Source organism: Amycolatopsis cynarae, assembly GCF_026802195.1.
GTDB lineage: Bacteria > Actinomycetota > Actinomycetes > Mycobacteriales > Pseudonocardiaceae > Amycolatopsis_E > Amycolatopsis_E rhizosphaerae.
The window spans coordinates 2,829,978-2,847,437 of record NZ_CP113836.1; the positions used below are offsets into that span (position 1 = coordinate 2,829,978).

Annotated in this window: 15 protein-coding genes and 2 pseudogenes; 8 read left to right on the forward strand and 9 right to left on the reverse strand. The window is 68.5% G+C overall.

The features are described from left to right. The first annotated feature begins 21 nt into the window (after window positions 1-21). Complete coding sequence (locus ORV05_RS13405; RefSeq protein ID WP_268758818.1) at window positions 22-768, forward strand: nitroreductase; 747 nt, start codon at window positions 22-24, stop codon at window positions 766-768. After that, window positions 765-1,499 carry an SDR family oxidoreductase gene (locus ORV05_RS13410; protein ID WP_268758819.1) on the forward strand — a complete coding sequence of 245 codons (735 nt, stop codon included), beginning with the start codon at window positions 765-767 and terminating at the stop codon, window positions 1,497-1,499. The genes ORV05_RS13405 and ORV05_RS13410 overlap by 4 nt, the downstream gene beginning before the upstream one ends. 199 nt (window positions 1,500-1,698) lie before the next feature. Here the strand turns inward: ORV05_RS13410 and ORV05_RS13415 are convergent, their stop codons facing one another. The 3 genes from ORV05_RS13415 to ORV05_RS13425 form a co-directional block, all read right to left on the reverse strand. Next, window positions 1,699-2,841, reverse strand: a complete 1,143-nt coding sequence (locus ORV05_RS13415) for a DUF4034 domain-containing protein (protein ID WP_268758820.1) — start codon at window positions 2,839-2,841, stop codon at window positions 1,699-1,701. Between the two features lie 15 nt (window positions 2,842-2,856). Continuing rightward, window positions 2,857-4,362: a M48 family metalloprotease gene (locus ORV05_RS13420; protein ID WP_268758821.1), complete on the reverse strand. Its 1,506-nt coding sequence runs from the start codon at window positions 4,360-4,362 to the stop codon at window positions 2,857-2,859. 416 nt (window positions 4,363-4,778) lie between these two features. Next, window positions 4,779-5,078 (reverse strand): hypothetical protein, encoded by a 300-nt coding sequence (locus ORV05_RS13425; RefSeq protein ID WP_268758822.1) that lies wholly within the window; start codon window positions 5,076-5,078, stop codon window positions 4,779-4,781. A gap of 228 nt (window positions 5,079-5,306) precedes the next feature. On the opposite strand from ORV05_RS13425, the gene ORV05_RS13430 reads away from it, so the two are divergent. From ORV05_RS13430 to ORV05_RS13455, 6 genes and pseudogenes are all read left to right on the forward strand, one after another. Next, the gene (locus tag ORV05_RS13430; RefSeq protein WP_268758823.1) at window positions 5,307-5,936 is read left to right on the forward strand and encodes a QsdR family transcriptional regulator; all 630 of its coding nucleotides are present in this window, start codon (window positions 5,307-5,309) and stop codon (window positions 5,934-5,936) included. A gap of 68 nt (window positions 5,937-6,004) precedes the next feature. Beyond that, complete coding sequence (locus ORV05_RS13435; protein ID WP_268758824.1) at window positions 6,005-7,051, forward strand: esterase/lipase family protein; 1,047 nt, start codon at window positions 6,005-6,007, stop codon at window positions 7,049-7,051. Between the two features lie 58 nt (window positions 7,052-7,109). Continuing rightward, window positions 7,110-7,316 (forward strand): annotated as a pseudogene (locus tag ORV05_RS13440) (transposase); the annotation flags it as partial. Continuing rightward, the gene (locus ORV05_RS13445) at window positions 7,289-7,447 is read left to right on the forward strand and encodes a BTAD domain-containing putative transcriptional regulator (RefSeq protein WP_407652751.1); all 159 of its coding nucleotides are present in this window, start codon (window positions 7,289-7,291) and stop codon (window positions 7,445-7,447) included. The pseudogene ORV05_RS13440 and the gene ORV05_RS13445, both read left to right, overlap by 28 nt. Window positions 7,448-8,050: 603 nt before the next feature. Next, window positions 8,051-8,260 (forward strand): hypothetical protein, encoded by a 210-nt coding sequence (locus tag ORV05_RS13450; RefSeq protein WP_268758825.1) that lies wholly within the window; start codon window positions 8,051-8,053, stop codon window positions 8,258-8,260. A gap of 14 nt (window positions 8,261-8,274) precedes the next feature. Then, on the forward strand, window positions 8,275-8,997 hold the full coding sequence (locus tag ORV05_RS13455; RefSeq protein WP_268758826.1) for a TetR/AcrR family transcriptional regulator: 723 nt from the start codon (window positions 8,275-8,277) through the stop codon (window positions 8,995-8,997). A 59-nt stretch (window positions 8,998-9,056) separates the two neighbouring features. Here ORV05_RS13455 and ORV05_RS13460 read toward each other — a convergent pair whose 3' ends face one another. From ORV05_RS13460 to ORV05_RS13485, 6 genes and pseudogenes are all read right to left on the reverse strand, one after another. Beyond that, window positions 9,057-10,358 (reverse strand): hypothetical protein, encoded by a 1,302-nt coding sequence (locus tag ORV05_RS13460; protein WP_268758827.1) that lies wholly within the window; start codon window positions 10,356-10,358, stop codon window positions 9,057-9,059. Between the two features lie 523 nt (window positions 10,359-10,881). Beyond that, window positions 10,882-11,019 carry a hypothetical protein gene (locus ORV05_RS13465; protein WP_268758828.1) on the reverse strand — a complete coding sequence of 46 codons (138 nt, stop codon included), beginning with the start codon at window positions 11,017-11,019 and terminating at the stop codon, window positions 10,882-10,884. 174 nt (window positions 11,020-11,193) lie between these two features. Continuing rightward, a complete protein-coding gene (locus ORV05_RS13470) occupies window positions 11,194-12,264 on the reverse strand; it encodes a beta family protein (RefSeq protein WP_268758829.1) in 1,071 nt (356 codons plus the stop codon). Between the two features lie 537 nt (window positions 12,265-12,801). Continuing rightward, window positions 12,802-13,245 (reverse strand): annotated as a pseudogene (rnhA, locus tag ORV05_RS13475) (ribonuclease HI); the annotation flags it as partial. Between the two features lie 236 nt (window positions 13,246-13,481). Beyond that, complete coding sequence (locus ORV05_RS13480) at window positions 13,482-14,249, reverse strand: GAF domain-containing protein (protein WP_268758830.1); 768 nt, start codon at window positions 14,247-14,249, stop codon at window positions 13,482-13,484. 133 nt (window positions 14,250-14,382) lie between these two features. Then, window positions 14,383-17,181: a penicillin acylase family protein gene (locus ORV05_RS13485; protein WP_268758831.1), complete on the reverse strand. Its 2,799-nt coding sequence runs from the start codon at window positions 17,179-17,181 to the stop codon at window positions 14,383-14,385. Window positions 17,182-17,460 lie beyond the last annotated feature (279 nt).

A 17,460-nucleotide genomic window follows, 5' to 3' on the forward strand; every position in this document is an offset into this window, starting at 1 on the left:
CGAGCAGGGAGATGCGCTGCTATGGATGTCTATGAGGCCGTCACGAGCCGACGGGCGGTGCGCGGATTCACCGACCAGCAGGTTCCGAGAGAGGTGCTGGAGCGTGTGCTGTCCGCCGCGGCATGGTCGCCGTCCGGATCGAACCTCCAGCCATGGCATGCCTACGTGCTGACCGGCGAGCCGCTGGCCGAGCTCAAGAAGCGGGCCAGTGAGCGCGCGGCCGCCGGTGACCCCTGGGACGAGCCGGAATACCAGATGTACCCGTCGGAGCTGAAGTCGCCGTACCGCGAACGCCGTTCCGATTTCGGCGAGAAGCGCTACGGCTCACTGGGTATTTCGCGTGACGACTGGGACGCGCGGCGCAGGGCCGCCACCGAGAATTGGGCATGTTTCGGCGCGCCCGCCGCCCTGTTCTGCTACATCGACCGTGAAATGGGCCGGCCCCAATGGTCCGACGTCGGCATGTATCTGCAAACCGTCATGCTGCTGCTGCGGGCCGAAGGGCTGCACAGTTGCGCGCAGATGGCGTGGTCTGTCTATCGCAGAACCGTCGCGGAGGTCCTGTCCCCGCCGGACGGGCTCGTTCTCTACTGCGGCATGGCGATCGGGTACGAGGACGTCACGGTCGGCTACGCCCGCACGGGCCGGGTACCACTGGATGAAACGGTCACGTTCGTCGAGGGGTGGCACGGCACTCGCACACCCTGTCGCCCCGGTCATCAGGGCGTCGAACCGAACAACAACAACAACCAGAGGGACATCTCATGAGAATCTCCGTCATCGGTACCGGACTCATCGGCTCCCAGGTGATCCAGCGGCTCACCGCGGCCGGACACGACGCGACCGGGCACTCTCGCGCGACCGGCCTCGACCTGATCACCGGCGACGGGCTCGACGACGCCGTCCGCGGCACCGAGGTCGTCGTGAACGTGACCAACTCGCCGACGTTCGACGACGCCTCCGTCGACTTCTTCCGCACCACCGTGACCAACTTGCTGGCCGCCGCGCAGACGGCGGACGTCGGGCACATCGTGACGCTGTCGATCGTCGGCGTCGACCAGGTGCCCGATCTTGCCTACTACCGGGCCAAGACCCTGCAGGAGGATCTGGTCAAGGCCGGGCCGATCCCGTACTCGATCGTGCGAGCCACCCAGTTCATGGAGTTCATCGCGCCGACCATGGACTGGACCACCGACGGCGATGTCGTGCGCCTGCCCGCCACTCCGATCCAGCCGATCAGCTCCGCCGAGGTCGCCGCCGAGGTCGCCGAGGTCGCCGCCGGCACTCCGCTTCGGGGCGTCCGCAACATCGGCGGCCCCGACGTCTTCACGCTCGACGAACTGGGCCGGATCACCCTCGAGGCCACTGGCGACCACCGTCACGTCGTCACCGACAACACGGCGGGCCTGTTCGCCGCGGTCAAGGGCGATGAGCTGATCGCACCCGACGGCGCCCGCCTGGCCGGCACCCACTACCGCGACTGGCTGCGCTCGCACTGACCCGCCGTCAGCGGCGATATCCCGCTCGGCGACCGGATCACGCCGACCAGGCCAGGAACACCGCCGACCGGACCCGTCGCGCGGACGCGGAGCGGCTGGCCGAGCAGTAGTCCCAGGCGATGCGCGACGCGCAGGACGCCAAGCAGGCGCAGGGACGAGGAGGGGGCGTGCACCGGACGTACCGGCGTGGCGGGTCGGGTCACGGGCGGGTGGCCCGGTAGCAGGCCAGGTAGCGAATCTTGCGGAACTCCTCCCGAGCGCCTTTCGTGCTGTAGCCCCACATGTGGGCGTCCGCGTGTACGCCGAGGTGCCGGAACTGGTCCACCGCCTCGTCGCCCCGGCCGAGTTCGACCAGTGCCCTGGCCGCGTAGGCCCGGGCGGTCCTGGTTCCCGGGTGGTTATGGCCTGCGCCGTCGAGCCAGGGCAGCAGCCGGTCCAGCGCGCGGACGACCCGCTCCTCCCGCCACACCGACTCCCCGGCACCGGCGAACTCCGCCTCGTGCGCGGCGATCAGTGGCAGCACGGCCAGCTTCGGGTGTTTCGGCGCGGCTTCCTCGGCGAAGGCCCACATCAGCTCGTGCGAGCCGAACCACTTCTTGCACCAGTACTGCAAGGCAGAGGTATGCGCCGTGTGGTTCAGTGGGTCGCGGGTGAGTACTTGCTCCCACACGTCTCGGAAGGCCTCGTTGTCGAACTGCCGGCCGCGAGCAACGGTCAACATCGTCACCCACGGCGTCGGGTCTGCGGGGGCCAGTTCGGCGGCGGCGAGGGCGGCGGGCCGGGCATCGCCGAGCACGCGGAAAAACCCGTCGAACTGCTCCCGGCTGACGTTCTCCGCCTGCAGGCCGCTACGGATTTGCCAGGCCAGGCGGACGAGACTCTCGGCGTGGACGATTGCCGGATCCGGGTCGCCGGGCCGGGTCGCCTGCCAGGCGCGCAGACCCGAGTCGTCGTTCGCGGCGGCATCACCGAGCACGCCGACGACGTAGGCGCGGCGGTCCCAGTCGGTGCCGACCGCGGCGAGCAGTTGCGCTGCCGGCCGGCTGTCACCGGCCGCGAACGCGTCGCGGGCGTCGACGACCTCGGGCTCGGGGACGTAGTCCGCGGAGGTGACCTCCTCGTCCGATGGCAGGCCGAAGAGCGCCACGTCCGGCATCTCGATCTTCGACTTCTCCAGCTGGCGCTTCTTCTTTTTTGTCGGTGGCAGATAGTGCCCGATTTGTTCGGGCGTCAGCGTCTTGACGTAGTCCTCAATGCTCATCCCGCGCTCCCTGGCTGCCCTGGCCAGCGCGATGGCGCCGTTGCGGCGCTTGGAGTCGAAGAGTAATCCCAGAATTCCCATGACGAGTTCTCCTGCTCAGGAACGGACCGGAACGGGGTCGGTGGGCCGGTAGCCGGGGGCGATGCCGGCGTGCGCGAACAGGTCGCGAAGCGGCTTGGTGTCCGGCCGCCCGGCGGTGGCGGCGTCGAGTGCCGAGCCCAGCGCGTTGTGGTACGGCTCCTCCAGCACGAACTCCGCCGGGCCGGACCAGGACAGCAGCCAGCGCGCCACGCCGGCGTCGGCGAATGCCACTCTGGCCACAATGGATAGTCGCGTGCGGACGGACCCGGCAAGGAGCTCCCGCCGAGCGCGTGGGCCGGCGCCTGGCGGGAACGTCAGGTCGGGGTCGGCCAATGGCTCGAACTGCGCGGCGTCGAGCAACGCCAGCGCCTCGCCCACGGTGCGGCCGCCAAGAATCTTTGCCGCGGCCTCGGCGACGTCGTGCCGGGAACCTAGATACACCAGAGTCTGCCAGTCCGTGCGCCGCTTCATTTGGGCCTGGTCGGACAGGCCGGTGAGCAGCGCCGCGTCGAGCGTCTCGAAGGAGTGGCGCAGGATCTCGCTCGCCGGCCGCTCGCCGCCCGGCCGCGGGGGTGCGACGGGAGCGGACTCGAGGAGCCTGATCCGCTCGAGCGTCGCCGGGTGCGAGTCGTAGCGCGACGTCTTGCCGTCGGGCGGGTTGCGGCGCACCTCGTCGATCTCCATCGACCGTATCGGATCGGCCAGAAGCGCCCGGTAGCCTTCGGCGAGGCGCGCCGGCAGATACCCGGCCGCCCAGCCGATCATGGCGTAGGTGTTCAGGAAAAACCGCCACGCGACGTCGAGTGCCTCGATCTCGCGCAGCGCGCCGACGGCCGCGGCGGTGCCCCCGACGCGCGCGGCGGCCGCGTCCGCGGCCAGTTCCTGGGTGCGGCAGACGCGCATGGACACGGTGAAGTACAACTTGGCGTAGCCCTGGAACCCGCCGCGCAGGATCCTGGCGAACGTGTTCCCGTCTGCGAGGCCGGTCACCACGTGGGCGATCGCCTGACGGCCGCGGTAGGTCGCGCCGGAGAACCGGGTGTCGCGGTTGCTGTAGTGTGCGAACTCGTGGCCGAGCACGGCGCACAACTGGTCCTGGCGCAGCCCCGCGAACAGTTGCGCACCGATGTACAGCCGGCGTCGGGACACGCGCAGGCCGAGCCAGCGGGTGCGCTCGTGTACGGCCGCGTTGACCTGGGGGATGATCCGGATCTCGTCCGGTGGCCGGGTGCCGACTTCGTCGGCGATCTTTCGGACGAGAGCCCACAGTTCGGGCTGGTCCTCGGGTGTCAACGCCAGGCCCGGATCCGCGTCACCACGGCTCTGTTCGATGGTGAGCAGCGCTCTTATCAGGACGACGAGAGCTGGAACGGCGACGATGCCGACCCGCAGCGCCGCCACCGGCCCTTCCCGAAGCGCATACAGTTCGATGGCGACGATGGCGGCGATGACAAGCAAGACCAGTAAAGGGAATCCGGCGAGCAGCGCGACCGCGAGCCACGCACGGAACGAGTTGTTCATGGAACTACTGAAACCTCCAGTGAGCGCCCGTGGGGGCCGAACGCACATCGTGCCGTATATCGGTACGGAGCAAGATATCGATTGAGTCACGCCATGGGCGTGTCGTAGCAGTCGGCTGGGACGTCCGCGTGACTCAGAACGACTCCGATGCTGACGCCGAGCTGGCGGCGGCCCGCCGACTGGCCGAGGCGCGGACCCCTCGGTGATCGATGCGCTGCTGGCCGATACGAAGGCCACGAAACCCCGATCGACGGCGCCGGGGATTGCTGCGGGGAGGTGCGGTGGTCGTCGCCGGGTGTCGAATGTGAGATCGGCAAGCGATCGGCGGCGTGACCGCAGGCACGGTGTGGCACTTCACGATTCCGCGGCCGAGCGTTAGGGCAGACGACGTGGCGCGCTTCGCCGACAACTACAGGTCAAGGGCGATACGGATCGAACGGGTCGGAGGTGGCGGTCACCGCCGCGGTGGCCAGCTTCGTAAGGAACTCCTCAAAGCTTTCCGCGATCTTTCGCAGGCCCGTCGCCATCGGAGATTCCGGGATATACGTGCCGTTGTCCAACGCGGTCGGCGGCATCACGTACATGCCTGGCTCCGCGGTCCAGTCAGCGGGCCCGATGAAGTAGCCGTTCCACAGGTCAGGCAGGGATATCTGCTCGACCGCGCGGAAGAACGCGAGCACCTCTCCGGGCACCCGGTTGCCGAACTCCTCGGTCAATCGGGCCAGGCCGTGCCCATTCGTCCTGATTTGTCGCATCGATCCTATCCGCGCAGGCAGATGATGAAGGGCACCTACATTGCCCATCCTGTCACCGGGCGCGGTTGAGTGCGGCCATGACAGACGTGTCGAGACTCTGTCACCCGGTCGGGTATGGTTTCAACCAAATCAGTGCAACGTTTGTGATTGTGTTGCACCGATGCCACAGATATCGATACGGTGCACGGCGTGGCGGATGTGGAAGGCGGCGCAACGAAGCTCGCCCGGGAACTGGGCGGTACGGACTCGACGGAGAAGCCAGGACCGCTGACCGCGTTCGCGCTCGCCCGCCGGCTGGTGCTGACCGGCCAGCGGGTGGACATGAAGAACCTGGCCGCCGAACTCGGGGTCGACCGGGCGACGTTGTTCCGCTGGGTCGGCAACCGCGACCAGCTTCTCGTCGAAATCCTCTGGTCCACGGCGGAACCCACGTGGCGGCACGCGGTGCACCGCGCGGACGGTACCAACGCCGCACGCGTGGTCGCGGCCATCGACGGGTTCGTGCGGGATGTCATCAACGCGGAATTCTTCGTCGTGCTCCTGCGGCGCGAACCCGAACGGACACTGCGGTTGCTCACCACCAAGGCGGGGGAGTTCCAGCGGCGGCTTTGTGCACGCATCGCCCGGTTGCTGACCGACGAGCAGGAAACCAACGGCCTGACTCTGCCGTTGCCCGTGCGCGACATGGCGTATCTGCTGGTGCGGATCGCGGAGTCGTTCATCTATTCGGATCTGATCATCGGTGAGACCCCGGACGCGGCGCGTGCCAAGGCCGCGGTGGGCGTCCTGCTCGGTGTACCGCAACCCGGATCGTCCTGATCCGCCCCGAAAGTCCCAACGAAGCACGGACTCGTACTCCGTTTAAGAATTCGAGAAGGGGAGCAACGATGCGCCTTTCACCTGCCCTGGCCGCTGTGGCGGCCTTGATCGTCGCGTGCGCGTCGAGTGTGGCCGCGGCTCCCGCCGCCACCGCGGCCACGACGCCGGCCGCGCTGGCCTTCGCGCCGATCGACCGGCCGGGGCCGGCGCTGTCGGTGCCCGCCGAACAGTTGGCCAAGAGCGTTACCTGCACGGCCAGTGCAAGGAACGCCACCCGCGAAGTCGTGTTGTTCGTGCCCGGCACCACGGTCACGCCACGAGAGGACTTCGGGTGGAGCTGGTTTCCGGCGTTGGACAAGCTGAACTGGCCGTATTGCTCCGTGACCGAGCCGGACAACGCGATGAGTGACGCCCAGATCTCCGCCGAGTATGTGGTCCACGCCATCCGGTACGTTCACCAGCTCAGCGGACGCAAGGTCGACATCATCGGCCACAGCCAGGGTGGCACGGAACCCCGTTTCGCGTTGCGGTTCTGGCCCGATCTGCGGTCCATCGTGGACGACTACATCGCGTTGGGCGCCACCAACCACGGCAGTGTCGTCGTGGACGCGATGTGTCCGCCCGTGGCCGGTTGCGCGCCGGCGCTGTGGCAGCAAACCTACAACTCGCACTACATCCAGGCGATGAACTCGGTCCAGGAAACCTTTCCCGGGATTTCCTACACCGACATCTACACCCGCACCGACGAGTTCGTGCAGCCCAACCTCGACGATCACGGTACGACCAGCCTCCACGGTGGCGGCGGTGCCATCACCAACGTCGCGATCCAGGATGTGTGCCCACTCGACCTCGCCAGTGAACACCTCGCCGTCGGTATCTACGACCCGACCGCCTACGCCATCGCCATGGACGCGCTGACGCATGCCGGACCGGCCGACCCGGCCCGGGTCTCCCGCGCCGCCTGTGCGCAACTGTTCATGACCGGCGTCGATCCGGTCACCTTCGCCACCGACTACGCCTCCTCGGCCGCCGTGGTGGCGAAAGAGCTCGCCCTCCACCCGCACGTGGCCGCCGAACCGCCGTTGGCCTCCTACGTGTACGCCGACAACAGCTGAAGCCGCCGGGTGCCCGGCGAAGCCGCCCTCCGGGTTGCTTCGCCGGAAGCGCCGTTCCTTATCCTGCGATGCGGAGATCCGGAAAGTGTTGTGCTCGACCAACGCGATCGAATCCCTGAATGCTCGGTACCGGCGAGCGGTCCGCGCGCGAGGGTATTTCCCCATCGAGCAGGCCGCCCTCAAATGCCTGTACCTTGTGACCCACAGCCTGGACCCGGCCGGGGCCGGGCGTACCCGATGGACGATGCGCTGGAAGCCCGTCTGAACGCGCTCGCTGTGTACCGGTGCATCCGTGACCGGCTGCTGGACGACTTCGAAGTCGAACCTGGGGAAGAGCTGCGGCGAACGCGGATGGCGATTCTGGCCGGCGACACCGGGTACCTCGGCTTCGGTTGACAGCGGGTCGTGCGGCGTGCCCGCGACGGCCGCGCGCCGGAGCGCGGGCGGGACAGTGGTCGTCGTGTCGGGTTGGTTCCGACCACGGCGCTGTCGTCACTGAGACGACGTGCGGCATTGTCTTCACGGTGGCGGCGAGTCGTTGCGCTGCTTGGTCGTTGACATCGTCGAGAAGAACCACCGTCAGCCGCACGGGACCCGAGGACGCCGGCGTCGGGCTCACGAAACCATCGGGACTGTGCTGTGAGGTCAGGACCACGATCGTGGTGGCCACTGCGATCACCACGGCGATCGCGCCACCGATCAACCATGGCAGCGTGGAACGTCGGGCCGGTGGTGGCCGGTGGCCGTGATACTGCGCAGGAATCGAGGGGGTGGTCCGCACCGCCGGTGACGGATTGGGGGGTGGCGCTGTGGGTGGCCAGGCTTCGCGCGCGGGCGGCGTGTACTCGGTCGTCTCACGCTCGGAGGAGCCTCGATGGTCAACCATGATCGCGAAGCCTGGCGACCCAACGATGAAGATTTCATGACACCGGCACTGGCGAGGCCGATCGCCACACCAGTCACCCGACGACTCATCACCGGTAGCTCCTCGGCTATCCCGTGATCAGGCGGCGAACTCAGCGGCGGCTGGCGACCACGGTGTGGAACACCGGAGGTTGCGGCAGCTGGTATCTCGACGGCGGCCGCAACACCAACAACTGGCCCGGGTCCATGCTCGAATACCGGTTGAGCACCCTGCGGTTCCGGCACCAGGACTACCTGACCAGACCTGCCGCCGGAAACCGCTCCGCGGTCCGGCCGGTCCCGTGAGGGACTCCCTCCTGATGACCCGGGTGCAGGACGATCACCTCGCCGTTCTGGTGGGTGGCACGCAGGTCTGGCCCGCGCAGGGCTGGCATGACCGGTTCGGCCTGTCGCTTGATGCCACCGACACCGGTTTCGGGCACAGCGCCGGGCAGGTGGCCACGGTGCGGGCGCCGGCGCGGCTGCTCACCGCCGAGCTGGTCGCCGCGGCAAGTCGGCTGCTGGAGCGGCTGGACGACGAGGAAGCGCTTTCCCTGCGCGGTGTCGCGCGCGAGGCGGGTATCGCGCCACAGAGCGTCTACCTGCACTTCGACGACCGGAAAGCCTTGCTGGACGCGGTGTTCGAAGCCCGGTTCGCCGACCTGCTCGCCGAACTGGAGGCGGCGGCAGAGCCGGAGACGGAGCCGCGCGCCCGCCTCCGCGCGCTGTGTCACGCCTACTGCCGGTACGGCCTGGCTCATCCCGGTCACTACCGCGTGCCGTTCCGCACCCCGGGCAGACTGGCCTGGGAGCCGCACGAACTGAAGGGCATGCCCACGCTGCGGCTGCTCGCCGATGCCGTGGAGGCGTGCCGGCCCGGCGAGGACCCTTTCCCCGTCACGGTCTGCCTGTGGGCATCACTGCACGGCCTGGTCACGCTCCGCCAGGACAGGTCCGGTTTCCCCTGGCCCGCCCTCGACGACCTGCTCGAGACGGTCGTCGCCGCCTACTGTGCCGGTGGATACCAAACCGGCCGAAAGTAAGCAGCTTGTGCAGGTCATCGTGCGTATCGCGGTCGGCTGGTATACGGGGCTGCCCGGCGTCACCTCGCCGCACGCGGATAGATGAGGATCTTCTCGCCGCCGGCGGTGTAGGTGCCGAAGACCGCGACGGCCCTGCCCAGCCGGTCGGGAATCCGGGTGTTCGCGGGTAGGGCCGCCGGTTCACCGCTGGGCAGGGACACCGCCGCCGGTGCCTGGTCGCGCCCTGCCTGTCCGTAGGCGGTGCCGTCGTCCTCGACCGTGGAAAAGTGGATCTGCTTGCGGGAAGCGGTTTCCTGGAAGCAGAACCCCTGTTTGCGGTCCAGGTCGAAGCCGGTGAGGTCGGCGGTCAGGAAGCGGCCGCCGGGCGAGGAGACCGGTTCGACGTCCACCGGGTCGTCGGCCTCGTGCCACTGGCAGGTCACCGCCGCGACCACCTGCCCGGTCCGTCCATCGTGCAGCGCCCAGACGCGAGCGGCCGAGGTGCCATCCTTGACCGGCCACGCGGCGAGGACCAGATCACCGGTGATCGCGACGACCTCGGCCGTGTCGTGACCCTCCTGGGCCGACGCCCCGGGAGGCACGACGTCGCCGCTGAACCAGCCGCCGGTGATCCAGAACGCGGAGTATCCCTGGACGAGCGGCCCTGCCGAGGTGAGGCCTTCGACAGTGTTCCGCTTGTTGCAGGTGCCCACGAGAAGGACGCACGGTCTCGGCGCGTCGAGCGCGGGATCGGCCACCGGATACCGGGTCTCCTGGCCGTCGGAGACATCCACCACCGTCACCGTGTTGCCGCTGGCGGCGAGCAGCACGCCGTTGTCCTGCACGGTGAACTTCGCCTTGCCGCCCGGGAAGGTGAGAATGTGCAGGGGAGTGACCTCACTACCCGCCGAGGCGGTGTCGAACACGAAGGCGCGGGAGACGGTGGTGGCCTTGTCCACACCGTTGCCGCCTTCGGTCGCCATCGCGGTGAGGATCGCGTACTCCTTGCCGTCCTTGCGGGTCAGCGACAGCGAGCCGAAACCTTCCTCGATGCCGACCGGCGCCGAGGCCCAGGCGATCCGGCCCGTGCGCGCGTCACGGGCCTCGACGTGAGAGGACTTCGTGGTGCTGGCACGGAACAGCACCAGCCGGGAATCCGCGGTGACGACAGGGGAGTCGTAGCCGCTGTCACCTTCTCGCACCAGCCAGCCGGCGGTGTTGTCGAACGCGGCGGGCAGCGGCTCCCGTGGCGCGGTCTCCACTCCCTCGGCGGCCGGCCGCCCCGGCTGCGAAGGCGACTGCGGCGTGGCCCCCTGCCCGCTGCAGCCGGTGAGTGCCACGGCCAGCGTCGTGGCCACGGCGATTCCCAGTGACTTCCGCACAGTACGCTCCTGTTGATCGTTTCCGGCTAGGTGAGACTCCCGGGAGCGCCGAACGGTTCCCACGGCCTTGCGGCGGCCGAGTGATCCAGGTCGCTCTGGTTCCCCGTAGACTCCGCACGTTTCGAGCAGCCCGGACCTGAGGAGTCGACGTAGTGGGTGTGCCTGCCGTCGAGTTGATCGCCGGTGAAGGCCGGTCCGGGGTCGCGCCTCGCCGCCGGCGGGGACCCCGGCCCAGTACGCCGCGCTCGGCACCCTCACCGGCGGTCGGCCGGCTCATGCGGACGGCGAGATCGGCGCGATCGCCTACTTCTGCGACTGCGCCGTCGTGGACAGCTTCTCCGACCGCGCGGAACTCCTGCCTACCATCGACACCATCATCGGCCAGGCCGACCCGGCCGGACGCGCGCTGCTGAAACTCAACTACCACTTCCTGGACCGCGGCGCCCGGGCGCGACCGCGACTGAAACCCGTGCCGGGCAGTTCCGCCTGCAGCAGTTTCGGTGACGCCGTGAAACCGTGCCGTTCAGGCGGTGAACCTCCGCACGAACTCGTCGCGCCCGGCGGCGGGCAGGCCATCGCGTTCGGCCACCCATCGCCACCGCAGGCCGGCGACGGGTTCGAACTCGGCAGGACAGGCGGGGCGGACCTCGATTCCTGGCATGGAGGCAAGATAGGGCCGGAGTGGCACTTCTGGGCCCAGAGCGGTCACGCGGCGAGGACCGTGCGAGTGCCGACGACGCCGGGGACGCGACGAGAGCGACTTGAAGGGATTGGGCGACCTGGCCGAGGTTGTAGCCGTGCCGCGGGACACGGCGCCGTACGAGACGGAGTCACTTCAGAGGTCGGTTGCGGTTCTGCGTGACACGTGTTCGAGGTGATGCGACGTGGCCATGGCAACCCACTTGGGCACTGACCCGGCGGTTCGCCCGCCGCGGCGCCGGCACCGCATGAACTCGTGATCTCCCCACGAGTAATCCGGCCCCGCGAAATCGTCCCGCTCGACAAGCTCCTCGGCCAGATCCGCGAAAAGCTCGGCCGGTACGTCACCTGTCTCCAGCCTGCGCCGCAAGATCACAATTTTTTGCGGAACCGTGTAACAGAGGAATGGGAAGGGACTGCGGCCTCCCTTCCCGGCGATTGGCGGCTTGGGATGTGTTACTCCGTAGTCGCCGTAGCGGATTTCAGGCGTGCTGTGGCGCACTTCGCGCCACAAGGAGACCTCCGTACGGTTGTGCTCGATTGTGGTGTAGGTGGTTCGAATCGCCGGGATCGATCCGGCCAGCAGCGTGGTCGACCCAGGGCCGAGCAGACCCGACAGAACCGCGGCTGATCTTGTTACGGCACGGACATGGTGGGTGTGTACGGCTTCGACGAATCCGGCGTCGAGTATCGCGTGGACCTGCCCGGTCTGGGCACTGGTCAGCCGCATGATGCGCCGGGTGTGCTCTGCCAGGTCTTGTTCCGGCATCCATGGGCTGTGTACCCGGATCGCCACGTCCCGGCTCTTGTGCTCCAGCAGGAGTCGTACGCGGCGCAGATCGTCGTCGGACGCGGTGACCGGGACGACGGGTATCAGGCCAGGCAGTTCGGACGCGAAGAGCCCGTGTGCCTCCAGGAGCGCGGACTCGATGATGGTGTCCAGGTACTCGAACACTCCTCCAGGTCGCTGGGCGAGTGGGCTGGCAGGTGTCAGCCAAGTCGTGTCAAGCCACAATGTTCGCCCGAACTCCGCGAGGCGCACCGCGGCCCGGGCGAGGGCGGGGAGAAGCTTTCCTGCGGGTTTGACCGAATCGAGCAGTTCGATCATCAGTCTCACTTGCGCGTCACTGCCCGAGCGGAGATTACAGAGAGCGCCAAGCTCTCCGAGTTTGCACTTCAGCACCACCAGTGGTCGAACGGAGTGCATCCCGCCTTCCTCCCCATGGACGGCGACCTCGGCCCACGATCCCAGTGTCGGGCACGGCCGAGCCGTGCGCTGCCCGCCGGACAGGTGGTGGACACCGTTGCAGCTGAGCCTTTGGTGTCACTCAAGGTGATTTTGTTCGGCCTGGCGTACTTCCGGGGCCGTGATGGTGCCGAGTCGGACCTCATCGCGGAAGATCGCCGGCCTGAGTGACGGGCGGTCCTCGAGAGCAAAGCGGCCAGCACGCCGGTCAGCCGGAGATCAAATCAAGAATGGCGTCAGTGTAGCGTCCGCGTCATTGTTTCCCTGGTGCCGCGCGCAGCGCCCGCCACCGGTCGCGACTGCGCATCGCTTCCCGCTCTTCTGAATGACACCGCATTGCATTTCGGGGTTGTGCACATGGCATAGCCCCGATGGGCCGGCATCGACGGCGCATTGCCCGCCGGCGCGAGTAGTGGCCCGGCAACGCTGCCGTGCGGGAGCATTGCCTCCGATGGGCGGGGTTGGCCGGTGCACGGGCGTGGTTTCCCCCATCGCCAGGCGTGCTTCGCGGCAGCCGCGGGCGGCCAGCCGGTCCGCTCGCTCGTTTTCCGGGTGTCCGGCATGTCCTTTCACCCAATGCCATTCGACTTGGTGAGGCGCTATGGCGCTGTCGAGCCGCTGCCACAGGTCGACGTTCTTGACCGGCTTCTTGGCACTGGTTTGCCAGCCATTCCTCTTCCACTGCGACAGCCACGATGTGACACCGTTCTTCACGTAAATGCTGTCGGTGTAGACCTGTACGGCCGAGGGACGCTTCAGGCTTTCCAGCGCCCGGATAGGAGCCATGAGTTCCATCCGGTTGTTGGTTGTCATTTCGGGCTCGCTGCCGTACAGGTCCTTCTCGTGCCGGCCGTATCTCAGTACGGCACCCCAGCCGCCCGGTCCGGGGTTCGGCTCACAGGCGCCATCGGTGTAGATCTCCACGACTGGTCCGGTTGTCACAGGCTGAACATATCCTGGCGTCACCTGTCGCCGGCGCGAAGTGCTGTTCACGGGTGCCGCGTATTGCTGGTTAGCACTACAGCGGCCGCGTCACCGGCGACCCAGCTCCGCCCTCATCGAGCGTATCCCAGCGGAGAAGGACGTCGACGGGCTGACGAGGTCCAGCGCGGGGCTGCTCGCGCGCGGCGAGCCGGAGCATGGCCCGTGCGCCTGCCATTGAGCAGCGAAGGGAAATCTCAGGCCAGTGCCGCCGAGGCATTCGGTGACCCGGATGAGTAGAGCGACAGGTGTTTGCCGAGAATGTCGGCCAGTTGCTGGACCTGGCGGACCCGGTCCTCCCGATAGGTGATGACGGTGTCCCAGTACAGGCACAGCGTGCCGCACCGGGTGTCGCCGGCGCGCACCGGCATGCCCATCCAGCCGTGGAATCCCTCGGAGACAACGAGATCGGTCACCGACCGGAACAGCGGATCGGTCTGGGCGTCGGCGACGAAGACGTGCTGGTTGTGCTTGACGATGTTGGGCAGCACGACCCCCTCGACCTGGCCCTTGGCGCTGATTTCCTCGACATAGCGCGAAGACAGACCCCGCCAGCGCATCATCGACGGCCGCGGGGACGGTACCGGGTCGTCGGGCCACACTTCGCCCGTGGCCAGGTGGACCCGGTCGGAGCCCAGTGACGCGGTGGCCACATCGCAGGCGAGGTCAAGCAGTCCGGACAGCCCCTTGGCCTTCGACGCCTGCTCGTCGAACTGCTCGAAGTGGTCCTGCAGGGTAGCGGCGCCATGGGTGATCGTCTCGACGACATGCGTTGAGAGCGACTCCTGGATCCCGGCCCCCTGCTCGATGTGGCGGACGTAGAACTCGAGGGCGTCGCTGTCGGACACGGACGACGCGTGGACGATCAGTTCGTAGGCGCTGGTGGTCAGGTGCACCTCGTCCACCTCGGGCATCGACGCCAATCGGTCGGCGACGACGAACTGCTGCCCCGACTCGACCCGCACCAGCGAGGCAGCCAGGATGTCCGTCCCGCGGTGCTCGCCAACATGGCGACGGCCCTCGACATCATTTACGTCCGGCCCTCCGCCGCCGCCTTCACGGCGGCGGGAACGGCCTCGCGCCGAGATCAGCCCGACTTCAGCGATGCCGGTCGAACTCGACGACCTGCTGGAAGGTCGGCCGGTTCTGCCAGTCGATGTCCGGCTGCCCGACGATGCCGATCCCGCGGAAGGCGATGGCGTCGTACTGCGGCATCGTCTGCTTGGCGGCCACCGTGTCCGGCGTGCTGGTCCAACTCGCGGCGTCGGTGGACCCGCCGTTGGCGGAGACGAGCGTGCGGTAGGTGTCCGCCAGGGCCCGGTCGATCGCCGCGGGGCAGTCCGCCGGGCCGGAGCCGCAGATCCTCGACAGCACGCCGGAGCCGAACGGCGTGCCGACCGGGGCGTTGCGAAGCTGCCGCAGCACCTTGACGAGGTAGCTCTCGTAGCCGCCGTCGTAGGCGCTGCCCAGGTGCGCACCGCCACTGTTGGGCGTGTTCACCCACTGCATGGGCAGCACCGAGTAGCCGGCGGCCGAGGCTCCGCCGGTGGAGCCGACTCCCGTGACGCCGCCCGCGGCGAGGAGGGGATCGAACAGCGCGCGAATCAACTTCGTCTGCAGCACGTCCATGATGGCGACGGCAGCGTGGTCGGCGTACTGGGTGTCTCCCGGCGCGGCCTTGCGGCGATGGTCGCCGGTGGCGTTCCAGCCGGCGAGCACGTCGAGCATCTGCCGCACGCCGGCCGGCTCGGCGTGCCCGGCAAGGTAGGGCAGCAGCTCCGGCAGGGTGGTCAGGCCGTCGAGATCCTGGCTGGCGGCGGTTTCCATGGCCTGGACCAGGTTCGTGCGGGTGAGAAGGCCGGCGTGGGCGTCGAGCTGGGCCTGGATCTGGGCGTCGAGCATCCGCACCCGGTAGACGGGCCCGTAGCCGTACTGGCTGTCGGCGGCCGAGAACTGCGGTGCAGGCTTGTTGTTCCAGCTGGTGAGGACACCCGATGGCGGGTCGATGGCGTGCGGGTGCTGGGCGGCCGGGAGGAAGCCCTGCCATTCGGCGTCGCCGGTGCCCCAGGTGGGCAGGTCGGGGTCCGCACCGGCGTGCCGGACCGGGTCGAGTCCCGAGTTGTAGTAGGCGATGTCGCGGCTGTCGGCGTAGAACCAGTTGAACGTGTAGCCGATCTGGGCCGCCCCGGTCATCCACGACTGCGCGTCGTGGGTGAGGGCGGGTTCGCCCCAGCGGAGGAAACCGACCACCGAGTCGACCTCGTGGCCGTAGGTGGAGCGCTGGTCGACCACGGCGACGGGTGCACCGCCGTCCGCGGTGGTCCAGCCCTGCACGATGCCGTGCCCGGTGAGGTAGATGTCGTGGGTGATCACGGCGGGCGCGCCGACGCCACCCGGTTTGGGCACGGCGGTCTCGGTGAACGTCTCGTGGGTCATGGGCAGGCACTGGCCGTTGAACTCGTAGTACTTCCCGGTCGGCGCGGGGGCCGCGCCGGTCGGGTCGCAGATGCGTTCGAGCCTCTGGTCGGTCAGGTCCGATCCGGCTGAGGTCGCCGACCAGGCGAAGTCCTGGCCCCGGCCGAGTTCCACCAGACCGGTCCCGGGGAACGAGGCTCCTTCGGCGTCGTAGTCCGGCGAGTGCAGGTCCTCCTGCACGAGGATGCCCGGCGCGAAGTAGGACACCTGCGGGCCGAACACGGCGATGGGATGCCCGTCCCCGGAGTGCTGAGCGGAGACCAGCAGCGCGTTGCTCATGTGCTGCGGCATGGCGAGCAGGTTCGCCACGACAGCGGTGGCGGCCTGGCTGGCGGTGACGAGGTCGCAGCCGGGGGTGGTGCCGGTCGGGCCGCCGGTCAGCGGTTTCCCGGCGTCGTCGGGCATCGCGGTCAGCGCCGGGGCGAGCGGGCCGGGAATCTCGTACGGGAACGCGGTGTCCACAGTGGTCGGGGCGTCGGCATCGTTGCGCTGCCTGAGGTCGGTGAACGCCTGCCTGCCCGGCGCGGGGCCGAGCTGCCCCTGCAAGTACTGGAGCAACGCGGCGTTGTGCACCTCGGACCCGCCACCGTCGCCGAAGATGCCGCCGATCAGAGAGGTGACGTAGACCACGTCCGCGACCGACCAGGGTCGCGGCGGTTGCAGGGCCGCGGCGTAGTCGGCAGGGAGCGCACCCGGGTCGGTCGCCGTCCGTGCCACGTAGGCGTTGACGCCGTCCACATAGGAGTACATCATCTGCCGGGCGAGGGTGCCCTGGGCGCCGAACTCCGCGGGCAGAGCGTCCACCTGGGCCTGGGCCTGTGCGGGCGTGTAGGGCGCGAGCAGCAGCTGGTCGTGGTCCATCTGCTCGTCGGCGCAAGACGGGCCGAGGAACTCCGAGAGCCTGCCCTCGCCGTAGTGCCGCAGCACGTCCATCAGGAACAGCCGGTCCTCGGCCTGCGCGTAGCCCGCGCCGAAGGCCAATGCCCCGTCGTTGTCGCCGTAGATGTGCGGGATGTCGCGCGTGTCGCGGTAGATCACGACCGGTTGCCCGGGGGAGGGGTGCTCGGTGCGGGTGATGGAGCCGGGCGCGATCCCGAACGACTCGTCGCCGTAGTACGCCCCAAGGCCCGCATCGGTGAGTGAGGGCGCGCCGTACAGCAGCCCGGCATACGGTCCGAGCTGATCGTTGCTGTGGGGCGGGCGCTGCCCGGTCAGTTCGAACTGCGCGAGCTGCGTGAGATTGACCAGACCGTTCTCGCCAGGAGGGTCGATGCTCATGACCCGGCCGTCGGCGTAGTCGTGGGCCCGGTAGGTGGGCGGTGTGGCGGTGGCGGCGGCGGGCGCGGCGGAGGCCACCAGCACCAGGGCGGTCGACGCGAGGATCGACGAGGGGCGTTTGAAGACAGCGCTTACGCAATTCATGCGGGTGTCCTAGCTGTCGGTGCGGCACAGCGGGATGGGAGACCCGGCACCCAGGATGTCCTTCGCTGGACCACTCGTCACGGCCGAACGCGAACCCGAGTCGGGTTCTTTCTGTTTGTACCTCGGTGCCGCGGCAGGGGCAAGGGATGCGGTGGAAGAAGCGGGTCCCGGGGGCCGCGGAGTGCCCGTTCAGCGGATCGCCCGAAATCATTCTGGCGTTGGGTACGCCGGTCCTGGTTGCTCGCCTTCTCATCTGTCACGGTCGACTCAGCCCCCGAA

What these genes read in the sequence shown, in the direction of transcription:
- ORV05_RS13405 (WP_268758818.1), top strand. Translation starts at nt 22, where the DNA reads ATGGATGTCTATGAGGCCGTCACGAGCCGACGGGCGGTGCGCGGATTC.
- ORV05_RS13410 (WP_268758819.1), top strand. Translation starts at nt 765, where the DNA reads ATGAGAATCTCCGTCATCGGTACCGGACTCATCGGCTCCCAGGTGATC.
- ORV05_RS13415 (WP_268758820.1), bottom strand. Translation starts at nt 2,841, where the DNA reads ATGGGAATTCTGGGATTACTCTTCGACTCCAAGCGCCGCAACGGCGCC.
- ORV05_RS13420 (WP_268758821.1), bottom strand. Translation starts at nt 4,362, where the DNA reads ATGAACAACTCGTTCCGTGCGTGGCTCGCGGTCGCGCTGCTCGCCGGA.
- ORV05_RS13435 (WP_268758824.1), top strand. Translation starts at nt 6,005, where the DNA reads ATGCGCCTTTCACCTGCCCTGGCCGCTGTGGCGGCCTTGATCGTCGCG.
- ORV05_RS13445 (WP_407652751.1), top strand. Translation starts at nt 7,289, where the DNA reads ATGGACGATGCGCTGGAAGCCCGTCTGAACGCGCTCGCTGTGTACCGG.
- ORV05_RS13455 (WP_268758826.1), top strand. Translation starts at nt 8,275, where the DNA reads ATGACCCGGGTGCAGGACGATCACCTCGCCGTTCTGGTGGGTGGCACG.
- ORV05_RS13465 (WP_268758828.1), bottom strand. Translation starts at nt 11,019, where the DNA reads ATGCCAGGAATCGAGGTCCGCCCCGCCTGTCCTGCCGAGTTCGAACCC.
- ORV05_RS13470 (WP_268758829.1), bottom strand. Translation starts at nt 12,264, where the DNA reads ATGCACTCCGTTCGACCACTGGTGGTGCTGAAGTGCAAACTCGGAGAG.
- ORV05_RS13485 (WP_268758831.1), bottom strand. Translation starts at nt 17,181, where the DNA reads ATGAATTGCGTAAGCGCTGTCTTCAAACGCCCCTCGTCGATCCTCGCG.